21 protein-coding genes and 1 pseudogene are annotated in these 19557 nt (G+C 53.3%); 11 read left to right on the plus strand and 11 right to left on the minus strand.

Annotated features, from left to right (window positions below):
• Positions 1–22: 22 nt before the first annotated feature.
• Positions 23–340 (minus strand): hypothetical protein, encoded by a 318-nt coding sequence (locus tag V9K92_RS03315; RefSeq protein WP_307276497.1) that lies wholly within the window; start codon positions 338–340, stop codon positions 23–25.
• 220 nt (positions 341–560) lie between these two features.
• Here V9K92_RS03315 and V9K92_RS03320 point away from each other — a divergent pair, with 220 nt between their 5' ends.
• Positions 561–800 carry a DUF982 domain-containing protein gene (locus V9K92_RS03320; protein ID WP_307276500.1) on the plus strand — a complete coding sequence of 80 codons (240 nt, stop codon included), beginning with the start codon at positions 561–563 and terminating at the stop codon, positions 798–800.
• Between the two features lie 47 nt (positions 801–847).
• Here the strand turns inward: V9K92_RS03320 and V9K92_RS03325 are convergent, their stop codons facing one another.
• Genes V9K92_RS03325 through V9K92_RS03335 form a run of 3 tightly spaced genes read right to left on the minus strand, consistent with a single transcriptional unit; the run spans position 848 to position 4317 of the window.
• Entirely contained in the window at positions 848–1816 is a 969-nt protein-coding gene (locus tag V9K92_RS03325; protein ID WP_337353264.1) for a TIGR03885 family FMN-dependent LLM class oxidoreductase, read from the minus strand.
• Entirely contained in the window at positions 1816–3447 is a 1632-nt protein-coding gene (locus V9K92_RS03330; RefSeq protein ID WP_337353265.1) for an alpha-amylase family protein, read from the minus strand. The genes V9K92_RS03325 and V9K92_RS03330 overlap by 1 nt, the downstream gene beginning before the upstream one ends.
• A gap of 12 nt (positions 3448–3459) precedes the next feature.
• Complete coding sequence (locus V9K92_RS03335) at positions 3460–4317, minus strand: SDR family oxidoreductase (RefSeq protein WP_337353266.1); 858 nt, start codon at positions 4315–4317, stop codon at positions 3460–3462.
• A gap of 210 nt (positions 4318–4527) precedes the next feature.
• On the opposite strand from V9K92_RS03335, the gene V9K92_RS03340 reads away from it, so the two are divergent.
• A complete protein-coding gene (locus V9K92_RS03340) occupies positions 4528–4788 on the plus strand; it encodes a hypothetical protein (RefSeq protein ID WP_307276515.1) in 261 nt (86 codons plus the stop codon).
• Positions 4789–5154: 366 nt separating this feature from the next.
• On the opposite strand, the gene V9K92_RS03345 is transcribed toward V9K92_RS03340, so the two are convergent.
• Positions 5155–5922: an endonuclease/exonuclease/phosphatase family protein gene (locus V9K92_RS03345; protein WP_337353267.1), complete on the minus strand. Its 768-nt coding sequence runs from the start codon at positions 5920–5922 to the stop codon at positions 5155–5157.
• A 38-nt stretch (positions 5923–5960) separates the two neighbouring features.
• Between V9K92_RS03345 and V9K92_RS03350 the strand changes: the two genes are divergently transcribed.
• Positions 5961–6923 (plus strand): lysylphosphatidylglycerol synthase domain-containing protein, encoded by a 963-nt coding sequence (locus tag V9K92_RS03350; protein WP_337353268.1) that lies wholly within the window; start codon positions 5961–5963, stop codon positions 6921–6923.
• On the opposite strand, the gene V9K92_RS03355 is transcribed toward V9K92_RS03350, so the two are convergent.
• The gene (locus V9K92_RS03355) at positions 6874–8373 is read right to left on the minus strand and encodes a phospholipase D-like domain-containing protein (protein WP_337353269.1); all 1500 of its coding nucleotides are present in this window, start codon (positions 8371–8373) and stop codon (positions 6874–6876) included. The two genes, V9K92_RS03350 and V9K92_RS03355, sit on opposite strands and share 50 nt — an antisense overlap.
• Before the next feature lie 320 nt (positions 8374–8693).
• Here V9K92_RS03355 and V9K92_RS03360 point away from each other — a divergent pair, with 320 nt between their 5' ends.
• Together V9K92_RS03360 and V9K92_RS03365 are read left to right on the plus strand one after the other, a co-directional pair.
• Complete coding sequence (locus tag V9K92_RS03360; protein WP_337353270.1) at positions 8694–8948, plus strand: type II toxin-antitoxin system ParD family antitoxin; 255 nt, start codon at positions 8694–8696, stop codon at positions 8946–8948.
• A gap of 59 nt (positions 8949–9007) precedes the next feature.
• Positions 9008–9241: a type II toxin-antitoxin system RelE/ParE family toxin gene (locus V9K92_RS03365; RefSeq protein ID WP_337353496.1), complete on the plus strand. Its 234-nt coding sequence runs from the start codon at positions 9008–9010 to the stop codon at positions 9239–9241.
• 158 nt (positions 9242–9399) lie between these two features.
• Here V9K92_RS03365 and V9K92_RS03370 read toward each other — a convergent pair whose 3' ends face one another.
• The 4 genes from V9K92_RS03370 to V9K92_RS03385 form a co-directional block, all read right to left on the minus strand.
• Positions 9400–10473 carry an ABC transporter ATP-binding protein gene (locus V9K92_RS03370; RefSeq protein WP_337353271.1) on the minus strand — a complete coding sequence of 358 codons (1074 nt, stop codon included), beginning with the start codon at positions 10471–10473 and terminating at the stop codon, positions 9400–9402.
• A 15-nt stretch (positions 10474–10488) separates the two neighbouring features.
• Positions 10489–11337, minus strand: coding sequence for a carbohydrate ABC transporter permease (locus V9K92_RS03375; protein ID WP_307276529.1), 849 nt, complete (start codon positions 11335–11337; stop codon positions 10489–10491).
• On the minus strand, positions 11330–12271 hold the full coding sequence (locus tag V9K92_RS03380) for a carbohydrate ABC transporter permease (protein WP_307276532.1): 942 nt from the start codon (positions 12269–12271) through the stop codon (positions 11330–11332). Before V9K92_RS03380 ends, V9K92_RS03375 begins: the two co-directional genes overlap by 8 nt.
• A gap of 82 nt (positions 12272–12353) precedes the next feature.
• A complete protein-coding gene (locus V9K92_RS03385; protein ID WP_307276536.1) occupies positions 12354–13655 on the minus strand; it encodes an ABC transporter substrate-binding protein in 1302 nt (433 codons plus the stop codon).
• 211 nt (positions 13656–13866) lie between these two features.
• Here V9K92_RS03385 and V9K92_RS03390 point away from each other — a divergent pair, with 211 nt between their 5' ends.
• From V9K92_RS03390 to V9K92_RS03415, 6 genes are all read left to right on the plus strand, one after another.
• Entirely contained in the window at positions 13867–15066 is a 1200-nt protein-coding gene (locus V9K92_RS03390; protein ID WP_336441673.1) for an ROK family transcriptional regulator, read from the plus strand.
• 34 nt (positions 15067–15100) lie between these two features.
• Positions 15101–16201, plus strand: coding sequence for a Gfo/Idh/MocA family protein (locus V9K92_RS03395; protein WP_337353272.1), 1101 nt, complete (start codon positions 15101–15103; stop codon positions 16199–16201).
• A gap of 16 nt (positions 16202–16217) precedes the next feature.
• Complete coding sequence (locus tag V9K92_RS03400; RefSeq protein ID WP_307276545.1) at positions 16218–16859, plus strand: ThuA domain-containing protein; 642 nt, start codon at positions 16218–16220, stop codon at positions 16857–16859.
• A gap of 15 nt (positions 16860–16874) precedes the next feature.
• Complete coding sequence (locus tag V9K92_RS03405; protein ID WP_337353273.1) at positions 16875–17297, plus strand: prolyl oligopeptidase family serine peptidase; 423 nt, start codon at positions 16875–16877, stop codon at positions 17295–17297.
• A 167-nt stretch (positions 17298–17464) separates the two neighbouring features.
• Positions 17465–18076: a LysE family translocator gene (locus tag V9K92_RS03410; RefSeq protein ID WP_337353274.1), complete on the plus strand. Its 612-nt coding sequence runs from the start codon at positions 17465–17467 to the stop codon at positions 18074–18076.
• Between the two features lie 678 nt (positions 18077–18754).
• Entirely contained in the window at positions 18755–19111 is a 357-nt protein-coding gene (locus V9K92_RS03415) for a hypothetical protein (protein WP_337353275.1), read from the plus strand.
• A 146-nt stretch (positions 19112–19257) separates the two neighbouring features.
• Here V9K92_RS03415 and V9K92_RS03420 read toward each other — a convergent pair.
• Positions 19258–19557 (minus strand): annotated as a pseudogene (locus V9K92_RS03420) (hypothetical protein).

The following is a 19557-nucleotide window of genomic DNA, read 5'->3' on the forward strand; positions in this document are numbered from 1 at the left end:
GGGCTGAGAATGCAGCAGACGCTTACTCGGCCCGATGTTCTTGCTGCTTCCGCGATCTTCCTTTTCTGCGTCCGATCCTTGCCAACCTTTCCGTTCGCCGCGCCAGTTTGGCGGCTTTAATCTCGAGCGCTTTTTCCCTGTTCGCCGCCAGTGTGCTCAGCACGCCGGGATCCCGAATTCCCCGATAATAGAAGTCGATGATTGTCTGAGCCATCCGCTCACCGTGTTCGTGGTTTTGGGGGTGACGATTCAAACTGTGAGAAGCGAGGCGATACGCTTCTGACAATATCTGCTCATGGATGTCGGTATATCCTAGTTCTCGAAAGTTTGAGAAAGACACCAGTCCTCTCCTGTGAATACGCTTGTGGAAAGGCTCGGTGCCCGTCATCGTTGTGGGAGAAGGCACCGAGCCCATGCTGGCGGTGGAGTATCCACAACACCGACAACACAAGTGAAATGCGATCCTGTCGCCGGATGTTCCGCAATCACCGACTTCTGTCCGCCAGTGGACGGGAACTTACTCGCAAGGTCGAGGTTCGTCATTTTGAAGGAGAAAGCTTATGTCCGAAGAATTTGCGCCTGTCCGTGTCGAAGGTCCAAGCCCTAGTGAAATCCATGTGATCGATACAGTTGCCGACGCACTGGGCTTTTTATACAGCCTCTGGCCCGGCGAGACCCCAAAGCGAGCCTTGGCAGAACAGGCCTGCGTGGAAGCCTTGGCCGGTAAAATAACGCCAGCCACTGCGCGTCAGATTTTTTACGATGCCGCTGAGGATGCGGGCATTTTGGCGGAAAACTAAATCAAATGACAGAGGCGGGAGGCAGTTTGCCTTGGCCAAAAGCGGGCTCAGCTGTCCTTGAGCAGCGGAAGAACGTGTTTTCCATAAGCTTCAATGAATTCGGTTTGATTTCGGCCGACACTATGAACGTAGATTTGTTCAAATCCCAAACTCAAATATTCGCGTAGCCAACTGATATGCAGTTCTGGTTCAGATGAAATTCGTACGTTCTTATCAAGATCGCCCGGAGTAACAGTTTCGGATAGTCTATCGAACTCTTCGGTAAGTTTTATCTCTTCGGCTTCCTCGGAAGAGATTGAGTTACTTCGCCATTGATCGAAAGCATGTGCTCGTGCCAGTTCGTCGTTGCTGGCGTAAGATACATGTAGCTGGAGAAAGATCGGCCCCTGATTGCCGGCGCCGCGAAATGCTGAAATTATTGCACGCAGGGTCGACATATCCTGATTGACCGTAATAAGGCCGTCTGCCCAATCACCGGCCCAAGCAGCCGTTTCTTCCGAAAGTGCCGCTGCGATAATTAGCGGAGGCGAGTCGGGCTGGGTGTAGAGTTTTGCTTGGTCTATTGGTATGGGATTGGTCGAGCTCACAGTCTCTCCCAGCCACAGTTTTTTTAGTATTTCCGAGGCGCTGACCAGTCGATTGTTGCGCGTGGTTTTATTGGGCCAACCACTGCCAATGACGTGCTCATTAAGAGCTTCTCCACTTCCAACGGCAAGCCATGGAAATCTTCCGGGATACATTTGAGCCAGCGTTGCCGCTGCTTGGGCGGATATCGCGGGATGGTAACGCCACCCGCCAGGAACAGTAATCAGTCCGAAAGGTATGTGGGTAGCTTGCATGGCTGCACCCAACCACGCCCATGCAAAACCCGACTGTCCTTGGCGCTTGCTCCACGGAGCAAAATGATCAGATGACATCACACCTGAAAACCCTGCACTCTCGGCTTTTTGCACCAGTTCGAGAAGCTCGCCTGGGGCAAACTGCTCATGAGAAGCATGATATCCGATAAAGGCCATTATAATTTTCTTTCGAACTGCAACCAACAATAGCCATAAGGGGGCAGTTTGACCTTCAGTGGATGTTCCCAGGCAACCTTGTTTCCGGTCATGAGGTTTACGGTCGATTCCACTTTGAGATCATTGAGCTCTATCGTCGTGTTCACAGGAGCACTTGATAGATTATGGGTGATAAGAAGTTGAGACTGCCCGTCCTCAAAAGCATGCGCGAACACTGACCGTTCACTGGTATGGCACACAGTCATACGCCCCTCGCTTAACACAGTACTTTTACGCCGAATTTTTATGAGCTTCTTTATTCCACCCAAAACAGAGTTTGGGTCTCCTTGCTGATTAGCGACGTTGACCTTGCGATAGCCAAACGCACCCTCCCGCTTGGGCCGGAGGATCAAATCTGCTCCTTTTGCTTCAGAAAAACCTCCGTTGCGACCCGCTGTCCATTGCATCGGCACTCTCACGGCATTGCGACCCTCATTTTCCAGGTTTTCACCAAGCCCAATCTCGTCGCCATAAACAAATAGTGGAGGCCCGCGCATGGAGAGAATAAGACTGAAAGCGAGTAATATTCGCCGAGGATTACCATCGAACATCGGGGCAATCCTTCGTCGGATTCCCCTGCCGTAAACCTGCATTGATTTTGATGGAGCGAAAGCTTCAAAGACCTGTTTCTTCAGGTCACTTGATACCTGCGAGAAATCAAGTTCATCGAGATTGCGTAAAAAGTTTGTCCAGCCGCAGCCCGGTGGCGGATCTGGAATAACGCCTATCGCTTTATTGATAGGTTCCGCAGATTCCAAGGCAAGTCCTGCAAATATGTGACAGGCTAACTGGAAGTTAAACATGAGATGCAGTTGGTCGCTATCGCCAAAATAGGCCTTGGTTTGATCCAAAGGCATGTTGACTTCGCCCAAAAGCACGGCGCTTGGTCGTCGCTCTGCGACATAGCTGGCCAAATCACGAAGTACCCCATGCGGGTCATGTGGATTGGCGTGTTTTAATCCATTGTCACCTATCAATAGCGGCGCTGCATCCACCCGGAAACCGCTAACCCCGAATGCGAGCCAGAAATCAATGATACGCAGTATTTCTTCGCGGACTTGCGGGTTGGCGATATTCAATTCTGGCTGGAAGTGATAAAACTTATGGAAATAGTAGGATCGGGCGACCTCGTCATAGGTCCATACTGTAGCTTCCTCTCCGGGGAAAATGGATACAGTGTCAGGAGCGATGGGGGGAGGATCTCCGCTCCATACATAATAGTTGCGGTAACGGCATTTTTCATCACGGCGGGCTGCTTGAAACCACGGATGTTCGTCTGAGGTATGATTGATAACCAGATCGATTATAACGCGGATGCCAAACTCACCGGCGCGATGAAGGAAAGCTAGAAAGTCGTTCCAAGTTCCAACTTTGGGGTTGATGGCCATGAAGTTGCTCACATCATAGCCGTTGTCCCGGTCGGGCGAGCCGAAAAATGGCAGTAGCCAGATACAGGTGACTCCAAGTTCCCGTATGTATTCGAGCTTTTGCGACAGCCCGATAAAGTCGCCTATCCCATCACCATTGCCGTCCGCAAATCTTTGCACGTCGATCCCATAGAAAACAGCTTCCTGATACCAGTGCTTGGTCATGAGCTGTCACCATTAGATAATGGGTTTACCGCCCGTGACAGCGATTGTTGCTCCCGAAACATAACTCGACAGCGGATCGGCAAGCATGACGTAAGTCGTCGCCAATTCCGCTGGCTGACCCGGCCGTTTCATCGGGACCTGCTCGCCAAACGTTCGCACGCTGTCTTCGGGTAGGGTTGAAGGTATTAGCGGGGTCCAGACGGGGCCGGGCGCAACTGCATTAGCTCGAATGTTTTTCTCGGCGAGCAACTGCGCGAGGCCCGCCGTAAAGTTTTGTATCGCACCCTTTGTCGTGGCGTATGCCAGCAAGCTAGGGTTGGGGTTGTCGGAGTTTATGGATGCAGTGTTTATGATGGAACTACCTGACGGCATATGCGGAACAGCTGCCTTCGTCAGGTAGAACATCGCATGGATATTCACCCGGAATGTGAGTTCCCATTCCTCATCGGGGATATCCTCAATATGCTTGAAGGTTGCCTGGTGGGCAGCATTGTTGACCAGAATATCGATACCTTGAAACTCCTCGACGGCGACATCAATAATATGTCGGCAATGATCCGCATTCTGGATGTCACCACGAACGAGCACTGCCTTTCTACCTGCTTCTTCAACGAGTTTCGAAGTCTGCTCAGCGTCCCCATCTTCTTCCAGATACGAAATTAAGACGTCAGCACCTTCGCGGGCAAATGCAATCGCCACGGCCCGGCCGATCCCGCTATCGCCCCCTGTGATAATCGCTCGCTTTCCCGTCAATTTTCCCGAGCCTTTGTACGAAGTTTCACCGTGGTCCGGCACGGGATTCATCTCTTTGCTTAACCCGGGCATTGACTGTTTGGGCGTGTCAAATGGTGGCTTGGGATAATTTAACATAGTGGCCTCGCAGAATATCTCGGTTGACTACAGCTCAACGGAAACAAAACAAGCTCCGCTTCTGACGAGCTGGAGTGATGTCCAATCCCTTAATGCCGATAAGGTTCCACAATTCGTGATTTGCAGGGAACTTCAGCGAAATGGAGAGGTTCTAGTTAAAGCGATCGCGCTTTTTTAGTGCGACGCAATTGATAAAATGGAGATTGGAATATGACTTTGGATGGAGCTAAAGGATCGGGAATACTGCGAAGCGGACAAACGGAACTGCCTGTTACATATACAATCAAAAAGGGCAAAGACGCGCTGCAGTCCGACACGGTTGCGACGTTGATGTTAGACGACATTGGGAAGTTAAAATCTCTCTACCCCTCGGATGAAGTTGTGTTGCGTCTAGCTGACGGTCAGGAATTAAAAGGCCAATTGGCGGGTTCAGGGACGGAGGGAAAAATTAAATTTATAAACTTCGAATGAGTGGTCTGTTGCTAAGAAAACAATGGTCCTACGGATAGGTAGACCGCCCAACAACATGTTGGAGTACAAGTGTTGGGACGGCGCCTCGTCTTAGAACGAAAGGCGCTCGCGTGAACGCCGTGATAAGCTGCTCTGCTCTTCCCAAGTGAGGGTGGCTTTCCCGCAGTGATTTTTGCGAAATTTCTTTCATAACCGTTATCCGGACGTCTTTCGGATCGAGTCGCCCCGCTTTTCATAGTTTTAGTAATTAGCTTTGTGTATCTGGTAGGGTAATATTGTTGGGCTTCACTGTGGGGTGGCGGTTACATCCAATGGGTCTGGTTTGGAAATCCAGAAAGCCGATCCTCTGCGACTGTGTGTTGGAAGCTAAATTTGAAATTCGGCAAAAAGAGGAAGGTGATCGGATGCCATTTTCGCCAACCACGTGTCCCCGACACCGACTCCTCCAACCTCGAGCTGACGATCTGAAAAAATATGATCGATGCGCAGTAAAGGTAGGCGTGATGGAAACGTCTTTTTCGGGCGAGCTGCGAAATAAGCCCAAACATCTGCGAACTCTCTGGTAATTTGCTTGTAAGCCATGGAAGAGGGCAGAGCGTTGAAATCGCCAAGCAGGATTCTGGGGGATTTTCGGTCGACGTTTCCCATCCATCTCGGACCTAGGAGTGCGGCGACTTGCGCGGATCGATCGCGCCGTGACAGTCCCAAATGGGTATTGATTACATTGATGCGTTTTCCCCTGTGTTGGATCTCAACCCAGAGTGCACCACGTCTTTCACCAATGGATGGCAGTGCATCTGCCTTTATGAGGCGCATGTCCAGCGTTGTCAGGATCGCGTCGCCGTATTGTTCCTCGGCGATCGTAACTGTCGGATTGAAAAAAAGCCTCATACCTAAATGCATGGCAATTGCTTGCGCTTGATCCACTAATCCGGTGCGGCTTCGACCGACATCCAGTTCCTGAAGCGCCACCACATCGGGATTATATGCCGCGATTACCTCGGCAATGCGTGTGGGCGAGGGCTGTCCATCACCGCCAACACAACTGTGTACATTGTAAGTTAGTATCCTGATTGGCTTGCTCCCGCACTGTCCAGATGAGGAACCTACTTGCCCGCCTTCCGTTCCATTCACATCAACGAAAAGTCAAACTTTCAGCAGAGCGGGAAACTATGATGTGGCGTAAAGCAGTTGTGAATCTGTTGGTTGCGGTGGCGATCGCCTTGTCCTTGTGGCTTATCTATCGCAGCGTCAGTCGCTACAGCGCAGATGAAATTGCACGATCGCTCGGCGTCATCCCCTTCCAGCATTTGGCGATGGCCATTGTCTTTACAGCGTTAAATTACGCATGCCTTACGGGCTTCGACGCACTTGGGTTGATATATGCCGGCAAGCCCTTGCCTTATCGTCGCGTCGCGCTGACGTCTTTTGTCAGCCTCTCAATCGGCCACAATGTCGGGTTATCGGCGCTGAGCAGCGGAGCAATCCGCTATCGCTTTTATTCAAGGTGGGGACTTGGGACAGAAGACGTCGCCAAGGTAGTTTTGTTCTCAGGACTGACAGTTGCCCTTGGCCTTCTTACCTTGTGTGGGGTTTCCATGCTGGTCAGCTCGGATTCAGCTGCCAAAATTACTGGACTGAGTCGTGGTTGGGTAGTGACGGTCGGATTGTCAATTCTGTTGATCTTGATGATATTCGTTACTCTGTGTTGGCAACTTCGACGACCCCTCAACGTCTGGCACTGGACTTTCAAGTTGCCGACAGCCCGTTTAGCTATCGCTCAAATTCTTTTGGGCACACTAAATTTCTCGTTCATCGCCGCCGGTCTTCATGAACTTATTCTGGCTTATCAGGATGTCAGTTATTGGGATGTGTCGACGGTCTATGCAATTGCCAACGGAGCGGCGGTGGCCAGTCACGTCCCCGGCGGTCTCGGCGTCCTGGAGGCTACAACGCAGTTTTTGTTACCACAAGCAGCAACGATCGGAGCAGTCATCGCTTTCCGGGCCGTCTATTTCTTCATGCCATTACCGCTCGGGCTCTTATTGTTTGGTATTTCAGAGCGCTTTTTCCGAACTCACCCGCTCAAGACCAAGCCCACAGCCGCGACCACAGCCCGCGCGCAAGCTTCATGATTGATTGAAGAGGTTGCAAGGGCTCTTTAGGGTCGAAAAGGACTGTAAGCGGGACCGTTTTTTCAGACCCGCTTTCCCGTCCCACGGAGACTGGCAACAAACGGCGCTGCCTCTCATGCTTAAGATCAATTAGCGAGGTGATGGATCCCGATTTCCGGATGTGGTCGCCCACGGCACCGGACTTCAGGCCAAGGTGTTCTCCGATGAGCGAGTCGCGCATCCTTATTATAGCTGCGCGTTCAGTTTGAGACGATGCTTCCAGGGCCAGGTCGCACTCGCTGTCCATGCCTCGGGAGCGATTGTTAAAATTGGATGACCCAACCCGGAGGAAGACGTCGTCGATAACCATAACTTTGGAGTGGACAAAAATAGGGACGTCCTCGAAGGTATCGGGGGCTCGTATTGACGGATAAACAACGCGTAGCCGGTTGTATGCATCGGCGCGTCGCAGGCGACGAAGGAGTCGCTTGCGATTGCCTCCCATGAAAATGCTTTCCAATCCTCCGTGACTTTCTTTAGGAACGACAATCGTGACCTCGGGTCCTTCAGGTTCGCCCAACCTGCGCGCAAGCAATTCCCCAGTTCTACGGCATGTAAGGTACTGCGTTTCGATATAGATGAAACGACGCGCCGATTTTAATGCTTCTTCGTTCAACCGCTCAATTTCGCGAATTCCGCGTTTCAGTAAAGATCCCGGCATCGTGCGCGCGATTGAGACGTCGATGTCACGCAGATCCGGCACCAGTTTCTCTGGCCATCGGTCTACGATCGTGCCGAGCGCCGGGATACTGGACCCATTGCACGCCAACCATCTCTCTCGTACGAGATCAGCCAATGATTTGGCTGCGTCGTGATCAACTGCAATTTGAACATCATGAACAGGATCATATTTGCCGTCACCATGTTTGCGACGAGGGTCATTGACCAAATGGTCGGATGTGTCCCAGCGATGGATGGTTAGGTCAATGCCACCCGAGAAGGCCAGAGAATCGTCGATGCAAACGATCTTTTGATGGTGACTGCCCCGCCATGGGTGACGGCTGTCGTAACAAAGCTTGATGCGAGGATGATCCGACCACGGTTCTTGCGGAAAAAACCGCATTTGCCTTGCGGAATAAATGGGTCCGCTCGCCCATACCAGGATGTGAATGACAAGTTCCGGTCTCTTATCAACGAGGCGGCGCAGGAAGTTGCCGAGCTGTTCCGCATCGCATCGATCAGGACACAAAATAATCTGCCCATTGAAATCCCATCCCGCGATCAGGATCGATTGTTGTGCGTTTAGAAAAGCGTTTTCTAAATGGCGGTAGTAATTTGCAGCGTCGACCAGCATTGCAACGCGCTGCGCACGAACTTGGCGCCACGCGTTGCCTCCAAGCGTTATAACGGAGCGAACGGGTGGTAGAAGTGTTTTTTCGTAGGAAGGTCCGAGTTCAACCGAGAATGTCAAACTAATACTTTCATTCTGATTTCTTCCATTCCTCAAACTCCGGCTTCGCCCATTGGTTCCAAAGCCCAATAGACGAACCGAGCCTGCGCGCGCCCCTTCAAATCGCGCTTGCTCACCGCAATCGATCGTGCCGGCGCCAGCTTCGCCCCATATCGTTCCGCTTCCTTATTCCATGGAAGCCAACGTCGATCCGGAAGAGGCCTATATCGCGGCCATGGGGTTAGAATGAACTCTGCCCGCCTGAAGCGTCGTGTCTTAAAAGGATCAAGTTCGACAAACTTTGCCAAACTCAGTTAATCCGGGCGCCAACGGAGGTTTGAATGGCTACTATGAACGTGTCTCTACCGGACCCAATGAAAGATTGGGTCGAAGCCCAGGCAGGGACCGGGCGATACTCCAATGCTAGTGACTATGTGCGCGATCTGATTCGAAGGGACCAAACGCGTAGTGATAAGATCGTTGCCATGCAACGCTTCGTTGATGACGGTCTCAACAGTGGTGTTGGCGGCCGGTCGAAGGACGAGCTGTTCGCTGCGGCTGTCGCGCGCACGGAAACGGCGCGCGGCAGCAGCTAATGCCTTTTAGCCTTTCTGTCGAAGCGGAAGAGGACATCATTGCCTTCACCTAGCAAGGTATCCGCATGTTCGGAACTCTACAGGCTAGGCGGTACCATGACGACTTGTTCGCGGTACTTGAACTGATCGCCGCCAATCCCCGAATGGCGCGTGAGCGAGAAGAGATTTCGCCTCCGGTTAGAATCTATCCGTTCAAAGCCCATCTGATTGTCTACCGCGTCGAAGAGAGCGAAACCATTTTCGTGATCCGAATACGCCATGGACACGAAGACTGGGCCAGCGAATCTGCTTAGGATCGCCGATTGAACAGACGAGCGCAGTAACTTTTAGAGTAATCACCCTGGGAATGTGACAGACGGCCTGACATTCTTAAGCTGCTATTATGCCGCTGAATCATCTCCGCATTTTGTTAGGATCGATGGTTCAGTTCTCATAAAGGGTGAGGAACGCGTTATAGCGACAGGCCTGTCGTTCTGTCGAAGACATGCACGCGCTCGCGACTGATGCCGGTTGAAAAGACCGTGTTCTGTTTGACCGGGTGCTCTCCATCCACAATGGCTGTGACCGGCTTGCCTGCGAGATCAAAAACAACATGGATGTAGGCTCCGGTCGGTTCCACCAGCAGCGTGTTTCCGGCAAAGGTCGTTTCTCCGGCCAACGTTGTGCTGAAATGTTCAGGACGAATGCCTATGGTTACCGGCTGACCTTGCTTGATGCGACGATCTTGCGACAAGACGACCGCCGTTCCATCGCTCAGACGTGCAGCCGGTTTCCCATTGTCGCTGTCGATCACGCCTTCCACGAGGTTCATGGCCGGCGAACCGATGAAAGCCGCAACGAAGATATTGGCTGGGGTTTTGTACAGTTCCAGCGGTGTGCCCTCCTGCTCGATCTTGCCATGATTGAGAACGACGATACGGTCGGCGAGCGTCATGGCTTCGATCTGGTCATGGGTAACATAGATGGACGTAGTGCCAACATTCTGGTGTAGCGTCTTGATCTCGGAGCGCATTTGCACGCGCAGTTTTGCGTCCAGGTTCGATAAAGGCTCGTCGAACAGGAATACGGCGGGATTACGGACGACCGCGCGGCCCATGGCAACGCGCTGACGCTGACCGCCGGAGAGTTGCGAGGGTTTGCGATCGAGAAATGCCGTCAGGTCAAGCATCCGGGCTGCTTCGGTAACGCGCGCCTGTATGGCCGGTTTGGTTTCACCTGCCAGCTTAAGATTGAAACCCATATTTTCAGCGACAGTCATATGCGGGTAAAGTGCATAAGACTGGAACACCATGGCGATGTTGCGCTCTCGTGGCGTCATGTCGTTGACGACATTACCGCCGATCATCACATCACCGCCGGTGATCTCCTCCAGGCCGGCAATCATGCGCAGCAATGTAGATTTGCCACAGCCTGAAGGGCCAACGAGGGCTATGAATTCACCATCGTTGACGGCCAGGGAGACATCGTGGATCACGTCGAGTGAACCATAGGTCTTGCGCAAATTTCTCAGTTCGACAGATGCCATTTCGACCTTCAATTATCAGGATTTGACCGCACCAGCCGTCAGGCCAGCGATGATGTGTTTCTGGGCGAGGAAGAAGACGATAATCGTTGGCAGTATCGTCATCGTGATGAATGCCAGTACAAGCTGCCATTCAGTGCCGAATTCGCCCCGATAAACCATGATGCCGAGCGGCCAGGGATATTTTGACTCCGAGTTGAGCATGATCAATGGCAGGATATAGCTGTTCCAGCTGCCGACAAAAGACACAATGCTCACCGTAGCAATGATCGGCCGGGAAAGCGGCACAGAGATATACCAAAAAAATTTCAGATAACCGCAGCCATCAACAAAGGCGGCCTGGAACAGTTCTTCCGGCAGGTTACGGAAGTAATTGCGGAAAAGAAGTATGCTCATGCCGAGGCCAAAGGCCACCTGTGGCAGCACAACCCCCCAATAGGTATCGAGCAGACCCAGATCCCGGATCCGAATGAACAACGGCAGAATTGCCGTCGCTGCAGGAAACATCAATCCGAGCAGGAAGTAGTTCAACAGGAAGGATGAGCCGAAAAACTTCACATGTGCAAACGTAAAGGCCGCCATCGACGAGGCTACGACGGTCAGGAATACAGTCAAAGCGGCAATGACGAGCGAGTTGAAAATCTGCAACCAGTATCTCTGGCCGAGCAGAATGCCGGTATAGTTCGACCATTGCCATTCCGACGGCAGGCCGAAAGGATTGACGCGAAGATCACCAAGAGTCTTGAAGCCGCCCAAAGCCGTTGTCAGCAATGGGACCAGCACGATAGCGGCAATCAGAGTCAGCGACGCATAAAGATAGATGCGCGTCTGGATGGATATTCGGACGGAGGTGCTTGCATCAGTCATGGCGCATGAAAATCCTTTTATACCCGAATGCGAGCGTGACGCATATGACGAACAGCACCACACCGACAGCACTTCCAAGGCCGACCTGCATGCGCATGACGCCATAAGTATAGAGGAAGGTCACCATCGTCTGGGTGGAGTTTGAAGGTCCGCCACCGGTCAGGGGCATGATCATGTCGAACAGCTGGATGGAGCCGACGACCGCAAAGAAGATCGACAAGCGCAAAGTCGAGCCCAGCATGGGCAATGTGACGTAGCGGAACTTCTGCCACCCCGTTGCGCCGTCGATTTCAGCAGCTTCCAGCACGTTCTTGTCGACCGACTGCAGGCCAGCAATAAACAACATCATATGGAAGCCGAAATATTTCCACACGACGACTGCCAGCACGGCATAGATTGCCAAATCTCGGTCGGCCAACACATAGGGCGTGGCAAAGCCGAAGAAGTTGGATATAGCGGCGAACAGGCCGTAGTCGCCGTCATAAACGAAGCGCCAGATCAGACCAGCAGCGACGTCCGCCAGTACGTAGGGAAGAAAGAAGATCAGGCGGAAGGCCACGACGCCCGGAATACGGTGCGCCAGCATCATCGCCAGCCAGATAGCCAATGGAACTTGGATGCAGATCGATACAATAATGATCAAGCCGTTGTTGATCAGCGCCTGTGAAAAGGCAGCGTTGCCAAACAGAATCTGGAAATTACGCAGTCCGACAAATTCTGTAGGAGTACCGTAACCGTTCCATTTATAAAGGCTGTACCAAGCGGCTTCGCCCATGGGCAGGATGACGAAGATTGTAAACAGCAGAAGGGCCGGAGGCAGGAAAATCAGGAGGGTCAACTTTCGGTCGTGTGCAACCGAGCTTTGCTTTCTCCTGCTTCTTGCTGCTTTCATGATGGTTGGCGCTGCCGCCGTAGTTATAGATGTATTGGTCATGTGATCCGCCTTGCGGTTCGGGCCAGTCAAGTCTCCCGAAGCGGTCGCACAAGCCATTGCGCGGGAGACTTGCTCATCAAGCTTATTGTTCCAGCTCGAAAGCGTCCTGGATCTGTTGAGCGCCTTCCTCCGAAGTCATCTGGCCGGAAACAATTTCCACCGAGACATCATTGACCACACGACCGATGGCCGCGCCCAGGGTCTGGTCGAAAAAGTTCTGGTGCCAGGTGGAGGCCGCAAGCTGTTTTGCCGAATCTGCCAGCAAAGGATTGGTCACACCAGCTTCCGCACCCACTGCCACTGGCAGGATCATGCCAGCCTGTGCCATTTTCTTCTCGTTGTCGGTATTTGTCAGGAAGGTGGCGAAGTCGATCGCCTCTTTTGAGGCATTCTTGGTCAAGGCCCAGCCGTTCAGGCCGCCGAGTGTATCGGTTGCAGCACCCGCACCGCCTTCAACGGCCGGAAAGGCAAAACGGCCAATATTGTCCGGCGCAAGACCTTTGCCGTCACCGGCATTCTTGCGCTGGTTGGCTTCGGTATTGTCGAAACCAAGGATCATCGCTGCTTTGCCATCGCCAAATACACCAAGTGCTTGTGGCCAGGAAGCGCCAAGATAACCCGGCTGAAAAGGCTCCAGCTTGCCGAATTCTGCAAGCTGTTCGCCAGCCTTGATGATAGCCGGGTCCATGAAACCTTCGCCCTCGCCAGTGCGTGCAGCTTCGAACACCTTCTGTCCGCCGTTGCGCATTACAAGATAGCTCCAATAGAAGTGGATAGGCCACTTCTCGCCACCACCACCGGCGATAGGCACCACACCAGCGCTCTTGATCTTTGTCACAGCGCTGCCGAGATCGGACCAGTTTTTGATGTCTTCTGCCTTCACGCCAGCCTTAGCGAACAGCTCCTTATTGTAGAAGAAGCTAACGAGGCTGACCCTGTAAGGCACGGCCCAGAGCTTGCCATCAAAGCTCAGGCCGGTGATGGCAGCCGAATTATAAGCGTTGCGCAGCTTGCCGTCATCCGCGTCAAAGGCTGCCGTTATATCCTGCAGGGAGCCGGTCTTGGACTGTTCCTGCAAAACTCCACCACCCCAACTGTAAAATAAATCGGGTACGTCATCAGACTGCAGAAGGGTTGGCAGCTTCGCCTTGAACGCCTCGTTTTCGAGGAACTGCAGTTGAATATCCACATCAGGATGCTGCGCTTCATATGCGGTGGCGATCTCCTCCCAGACGGCCACGGCTTTCGGGTCCAGTTCAACGTGCATCCACTTTACAACTGCTGCTGCGGAGCTGGTTGCGCCGAGCATAAGCGTCATGCTTGTTGTGGCGGCAAAAGTAATCAGCTTGTCGCGAAGGCTTGCGCCTTCGTGCATATAAGTCATGATCATATTCCTCCCATGGGGGAAATTCCTCACAAATTATTCCCCTATACGGATTAATTCAGCTGAGCCTTGGCTCAATGTCAAGCTAAAACAGGAGATATATTGGCATATTGGCTTGACATACCCTAGGCAGCGCCTGTTATTTAATCCGTTACCCGATAAAAATACGCCGTGTTCAACGTCAATATTGGTGTCATTGCAGCAGGATCTTATGAAAACCGCCGACCCAGAACTCATGCGGGCAATCAACCGCTTCAGCGTGCTCGATACCGTGCGTCGTCATGGCCCGATCTCACGGATCGAGATCAGTGGGCGAACTCAGCTTTCAACAACGACAGTCTCCGCCATCACGGCGTCACTGCTTGATGATGGACTCATCCTCACCCGCCACGAGGGGGACATTCGCACCGAGGGTGTGCGTGGTCGCCCTCGGGTGATGCTCAAACTCAACCCGGAAGCGGCGCGGGTGGTTGGTGCAAAGATCGCGGCCAGCCGGATGATGTTTGTTGTCACCGATTTTTGCGGCGACGTTCTTTCCACGCTGTCATTGCCCATCAGGGTGGACCGCCAGCCAATCGGGGTGATTGCCGATCTGGTGGAGGATGGCGTCAGGCGCTGCGTTGTGGATGCCGGGCTTTCGTTGGAAGACGTTGATATGGTCTGCCTCGGTTTGCCGGGCGTGATCGAACACCGCACCGGGCGGATTCGCAGCAGTCCAATTTTTCGCGAGATAAATGTCGATTTTGCCGACGAGATGACCCGCCGCCTTGGCGCTCCGACGATCATCGAAAGCGATGCCCATGCTGTTACGTTGGCGCATCACTGGTTTGGAAGCGCTCGTGATCTTAACGACATGGTTCTGATCTCGCTCGAACAAACGCTTGGCCTCGGTGTGCTGCATGACAACCAGTTGTTTCGCGGAGCGGGAGGCCTCAGCCACAATTTGGGTGATCTTGTGCTGAGCGCGGGATCGGCGGGCACGGTGCGGCTGGCAAGTCAGGCGGGGGAAAATGCCATTCTCGGGGCAAGATCTGCCGATGGACGCTTCGCGGAAGCGATCCGTCTTGGGCGCGGCATGCAACATGCGCAGACGCTAGTGAAGGCGGAAGACAATGAACTGATCAACGCTGCCATCCGTGCAGGAAGCGCTGTTGGCGTGACGCTTGCCAACATAGTTACTTTGTTTGCACCGCCGCTCGTTATCATTGTTGGCTCCAGTCTGGAGTTGGGCGCGCCTTTCATCAATGCACTTCAGGACGCCTATGAAACGGCCGTTCCGCCATCGCTCAAGGGCGTTGCTGAATTGGTTTTTCATAATTCGAGTGATGAACTGTGGGCGCAGGGGGCTGCGGCAGTCGCACTTCACGAGCTTTACGAGTCGCCATGGAGCACCACGGGCCCGGCGCTCTGACATGCAAAGTTAGAACAATTCAAGGGAGGAAAGAATGGACAAGGTCGGTATAGGGATCATCGGTTGCGGCAATATTTCGGGAGCTTATCTCAAAGCGATGGCATCCTTCCCAATCCTTGATATTCGCGGGATTGCCGACCTTAACCATGCACTTGCCGAGGCCAAGGCGTCAGAATTTGGAGTTTCTGCACGCAGCATCACTGATCTACTAGCGGATCCAGATATCGAGATTATCGTCAACCTGACCATCCCCAAGGCTCATGTGGAGGTCGGCCTTCGCATACTGGACGCTGGCAAGCACGCCTATTCAGAAAAACCTCTCGGAATCAACTTCGCCGAGGGAAAAAAGCTTGCCGATGCCGCAAAGGCAAAAGGCTTGAGGGTCGGGGCTGCACCGGACACGTTCCTGGGTGGCGGTCATCAAACGGCGCGCACCTTGGTTGATCAGGGTGTTCTGGGGCAACCGGTTGGCGGCACGGCAACCTTCATGTGCCCCGGTCATGAACGTTGGCACCCAAACCCGGACTTCTATTATGAGGTGGGTGGTGGGCCGATGCTGGACATGGGACCTTATTACCTCACTGGTCTTGTCGATCTCCTTGGTCCCGTGGCGCAGGTTGCGGGTTTTGCAATAGCGCCACGCAAGAAACGTCTGATCACGAGTGAACCAAGGAACGGCGAGTTTATTCCCGTTGAAGTAGCAACCCACGTTGCAGGTGTGATGGCATTTGAAAACGGTGCTGTCGTGCAGGTCGGGATGAGTTTCGATGTGGCGGGGCATAAACACCTGCCACTTGAGGTCTATGGTACTGAAGGCACGTTGATCGTGCCGGACCCCAATCATTTTGGCGGTGAGGTGCAACTGCTCAAAAAGGGTGGTGCTTTTGAAGTGCAGGATCTGTCATCGCCCTATGCCGATGGCAATTACCGTTCGATAGGCGTCGCCGATCTGGCGCATGCCATTCGTTCAAAACGCCCCCACCGCGCAAATGGTGATCTGGCGTTGCATGTTCTAGAAGTCATGGAGGCATTCCAGGCTGCAGCCGGTAGTGGTCAGACTGTCGCGATCACCACACGGACGGCGCGTCCGGCAGCGCTTTCGGAATCTCTGGTCGATGGCCAGTTGGCAAGGTAATGCGAGGAGAAAAACTATGCGTGAAGCACTGATTGTCTGGGGTGGCTGGAGTGGGCACGAACCGGAAGAATGTTCGGTTATCGTCAAGGACATTCTGGAGCAGGAGGGTTTCAAGGTCTATGTCGAACATGGCACCGAAGCCTTTGCGGACCCGTCCATTCATGATCTGAGCCTGATTGTTCCGATTATGACCATGTCGAAGATCGAGAAGGAAGAAGTGAAAAACCTCACGGCGGCGGTTGAAAGCGGTGTGGGGCTTGCTGGCTATCATGGCGGGGCTGGCGATAGTTTTCGCGACAGCGTAGATTACCAGTTCATGGTTGGCGGTCAGTGGGTAGCCCATCCGGGCAACATCATCGACTACAAAGTAAACATCACAAGGCCCGACGATCCTATCATGAAGGGCATCGAGGATTTTCCGTACAGCTCGGAGCAATACTACATGCATGTTGATCCGTCCAATGAGGTGCTGGCAACAACTACTTTCACGGGAGACCATGCCTGGTGGATTGACGGTGTGGTGATGCCGGTGGCTTGGAAGCGCAAGTACGGCGAGGGTAAGGTTTTCTATTCCGCTCTTGGACATCAGGCTAAAGAATTTGCTGTTCCGCAAATGCAGACGATTTTTCGGCGTGGTGCTCTCTGGGCAGCGCGATGAGGATATGTAAGGCCCTTGCCGGATCGTTGGCATTTTACCGCGGAGCGAGTTCGCAACTTTTGCGACAGAAATTTTGCTGAAAATTCAGTGCCGGCGGATTTTTCACGAATCAGCATCAGAGCAAGAGGCTTCGGTCCACTCAGTGAGGCCGATTTCCGCAACCTGCTGTCCTATTCTCCCTATCATAATGTCAGGGCAGGCAAGCCGTATCCAGCGATCCTGGTGACGACAGCCGACGCGGACAATCGAGTCGTGCCGGCGCACAGCTTTAAATATATCGCTGCACTACAGGCTGCCGATCCAGGCCCCCGGCCGCGGCTGCTCCGGGTCGATACCCGTGCGGGCCATGGCACAGGCAAGCCGACCGCTAAATTGATCGAGGAAGCGGCCGACATGTTGGCTTTTGCCGCCCGTTGGACGGGGTTGAAACTGCCATGAATAAGCGCCAATCCGCACCTGTGCCCAACTGGCGTCATCACTATAATTTAAATTCACCTGCGCAAGCGCATGGACGAGCTATTTACTGAGGAGGGATTGGTATTGCACGAGCAGAAGCAAGACAAATTTGATATGGATGCCGGTGCATACAAACTGGCGGTTAGCGCATGGACATTACATCTCTCGTTGTTTTTGCTGTAGCCTTGGCTGTTGCTTCTGCGTCGCCGGGACCGAGCGTTGCGGCCCTTGTCGCACGAGTGCTTTCCAAAGGCCATCGGGACGTTTTCCCATTCTGGATTGCAATGTGGATAGGCGAAGCCATCTGGCTGGCATTGGCGGTGCTGGGGCTGTCGCTGCTGGCCCAAACCTTTCAACCCCTATTTCTTGCCATCAAGTGGTTCGGGGTGGGCTATCTGCTTTTCCTGGCGTGGAAGATGTGGCACGCACCTGTGGAGACCTTGGCGGAGCATTTTGCGTGCTCAGGATCCAGATGGCGACTTGCGCTAGCGGGTTTCGTAGTGACGATGGGAAACCCAAAAACCATGATGTTCTATGTTGCCTTGCTGCCAACCATCGTGGACCTGCACAAGATTTCAATATTTGGCTGGCTGGAGCTCACCTTCGCGATGTTCTGTGTCGTCATAGCCATCGACTTATGTTGGACGTTGGCGGCTTCGCGTGCTCGGCGCTTTTTCACGAGCCGCAAGTCTATGAAGATAGCAAACCGCACCAGTGCCGGAATGATGGCTGGGGCTGCAGTTGCCGTGGCAGTGCGATGACAAGCCATGCGTGCTTCGAGAAACCGATTGGCGATTGGGTTCAATAACTTTAAGGAGAGACCGGTCCATAGAATAACAGGCCGTGTTGCGGATTATTCTGCCGATAAGGTTGGTTGTTATTGCTTCTGATATTATGAGAAGCAAGAGGTGAGTGAATGAACGATCAACGGAGTTTGTGATCAAAGGATAATCTGACGTTTATTAAAGAACTCGAAATAGCGGCAAGCAAGTTATGGGACTAAGAATTAATTTGGCCGCATGGCCATTTGTTCAAAGGAGTTTCGCAGAGCGACCGAAATGGGCGCGAAGCTACCATAGCATCGACGCGCGTCCTTAGATATCTGTGCTGTCGGCGGCTCCGGTGGCACATTTATGATGCCTCATTACTCTCTACGATGTTTGAATCGGGGTCGTAAAGATAGAGCTGCGGGAAGCCGGCCAAACCAGTTCGGAGGATCAGCAGATATTTTGGATCGTCTTCAGGTAAATTTCCCGGAAACCGAGTGCCGCGAGGTGTTTGATCACCGCTTCAAAGTCGTTGGTTCGGAACGCAGAGTGGCAATCCTTGCAGTCTATTCTCCGCCGTTGGCGGGAAGTGCCGCCGGGATGCTATATCAAAACTCGCGGGGCGGAACTATGCGCGCCTCTTCACGTTCAACTCGCTTGGGAGGAGTCCCCATGGAGACAAAGGATAAATTATTCCGCATCGAACAGGGCTTCTGGCTCTCCGGTAAAGACCATTTCCTCGCACATGTGGATGAGAACGCAATTCTCGCCTTCCCGCAAGCGGGAGAGATGCACGGCATCCACCCACGCGAAGACGTGGCAGAGACCGCCACCCTGACGAACCGGTGGCGCAACCTCAAAATGACCAGCAGGTACCTGCTCATGCCTGCCGACGACGTCGCCATCGTCAGTTATCGGGCCGATGTGTCCCGTAACGACGGCGAGCCTTATTCCGCGCTGGTCAGCTCGGCTTATATCCGGCGGTCGACCGGCTGGAAACTGACCTTTCATCAGCACTCACCGGTTTAAACTAATTGCGTTGCAAAGTCGCTCCACCGATCTTCCGGCGAGCACCTCCAAGGGGCTTGAGATGTTGTCAGATTACTGTCGCAGGAGGAGCACCCGCTTTTTAAGCAACAGTGGGATCGGGCGTCCGAATTGGCAGTACCTGGCAGTCATCGCATGCATGCCCGTTCCTCGATTCCCGATCTGTCGAGATGCTTGCTATCCTCGCCTTTCCAGGGTAATGGCATCGAAGCAGGATCCAGATTGACCAAGGGCGTCGGCATTCGGCATTTTAACTCCGGCTCCGTCTATTCCACGATGCGGGCGGGCGAGGAATCAGAAGCTCGCCGGCTACGGGCCCCGTAATGGTCGCCAGTCGACCAATATGCGAGATCAACTTCTGCCGGACTTGGTTCGAAGGGGCGGATTGTAACAAGGATTCGACTGCCATCTTTGGGCACGCTCGTCAT

Source organism: Phyllobacterium sp. CCNWLW109, from assembly GCF_037203905.1.
GTDB lineage: Bacteria > Pseudomonadota > Alphaproteobacteria > Rhizobiales > Rhizobiaceae > Phyllobacterium > Phyllobacterium ifriqiyense.

Coding starts and splice junctions, on each gene's coding strand:
- V9K92_RS03415 (WP_337353275.1), top strand. CDS start 18,755: ATGGAGACAAAGGATAAATTATTCCGCATCGAACAGGGCTTCTGGCTC.
- V9K92_RS03375 (WP_307276529.1), bottom strand. CDS start 11,337: ATGACTGATGCAAGCACCTCCGTCCGAATATCCATCCAGACGCGCATC.
- V9K92_RS03395 (WP_337353272.1), top strand. CDS start 15,101: ATGGACAAGGTCGGTATAGGGATCATCGGTTGCGGCAATATTTCGGGA.
- V9K92_RS03330 (WP_337353265.1), bottom strand. CDS start 3,447: ATGACCAAGCACTGGTATCAGGAAGCTGTTTTCTATGGGATCGACGTG.
- V9K92_RS03360 (WP_337353270.1), top strand. CDS start 8,694: ATGGCTACTATGAACGTGTCTCTACCGGACCCAATGAAAGATTGGGTC.
- V9K92_RS03320 (WP_307276500.1), top strand. CDS start 561: ATGTCCGAAGAATTTGCGCCTGTCCGTGTCGAAGGTCCAAGCCCTAGT.
- V9K92_RS03335 (WP_337353266.1), bottom strand. CDS start 4,317: ATGTTAAATTATCCCAAGCCACCATTTGACACGCCCAAACAGTCAATG.
- V9K92_RS03385 (WP_307276536.1), bottom strand. CDS start 13,655: ATGACTTATATGCACGAAGGCGCAAGCCTTCGCGACAAGCTGATTACT.
- V9K92_RS03350 (WP_337353268.1), top strand. CDS start 5,961: ATGATGTGGCGTAAAGCAGTTGTGAATCTGTTGGTTGCGGTGGCGATC.
- V9K92_RS03340 (WP_307276515.1), top strand. CDS start 4,528: ATGACTTTGGATGGAGCTAAAGGATCGGGAATACTGCGAAGCGGACAA.
- V9K92_RS03390 (WP_336441673.1), top strand. CDS start 13,867: ATGAAAACCGCCGACCCAGAACTCATGCGGGCAATCAACCGCTTCAGC.
- V9K92_RS03410 (WP_337353274.1), top strand. CDS start 17,465: ATGGACATTACATCTCTCGTTGTTTTTGCTGTAGCCTTGGCTGTTGCT.
- V9K92_RS03400 (WP_307276545.1), top strand. CDS start 16,218: ATGCGTGAAGCACTGATTGTCTGGGGTGGCTGGAGTGGGCACGAACCG.
- V9K92_RS03370 (WP_337353271.1), bottom strand. CDS start 10,473: ATGGCATCTGTCGAACTGAGAAATTTGCGCAAGACCTATGGTTCACTC.
- V9K92_RS03380 (WP_307276532.1), bottom strand. CDS start 12,271: ATGACCAATACATCTATAACTACGGCGGCAGCGCCAACCATCATGAAA.
- V9K92_RS03325 (WP_337353264.1), bottom strand. CDS start 1,816: ATGGCCTTTATCGGATATCATGCTTCTCATGAGCAGTTTGCCCCAGGC.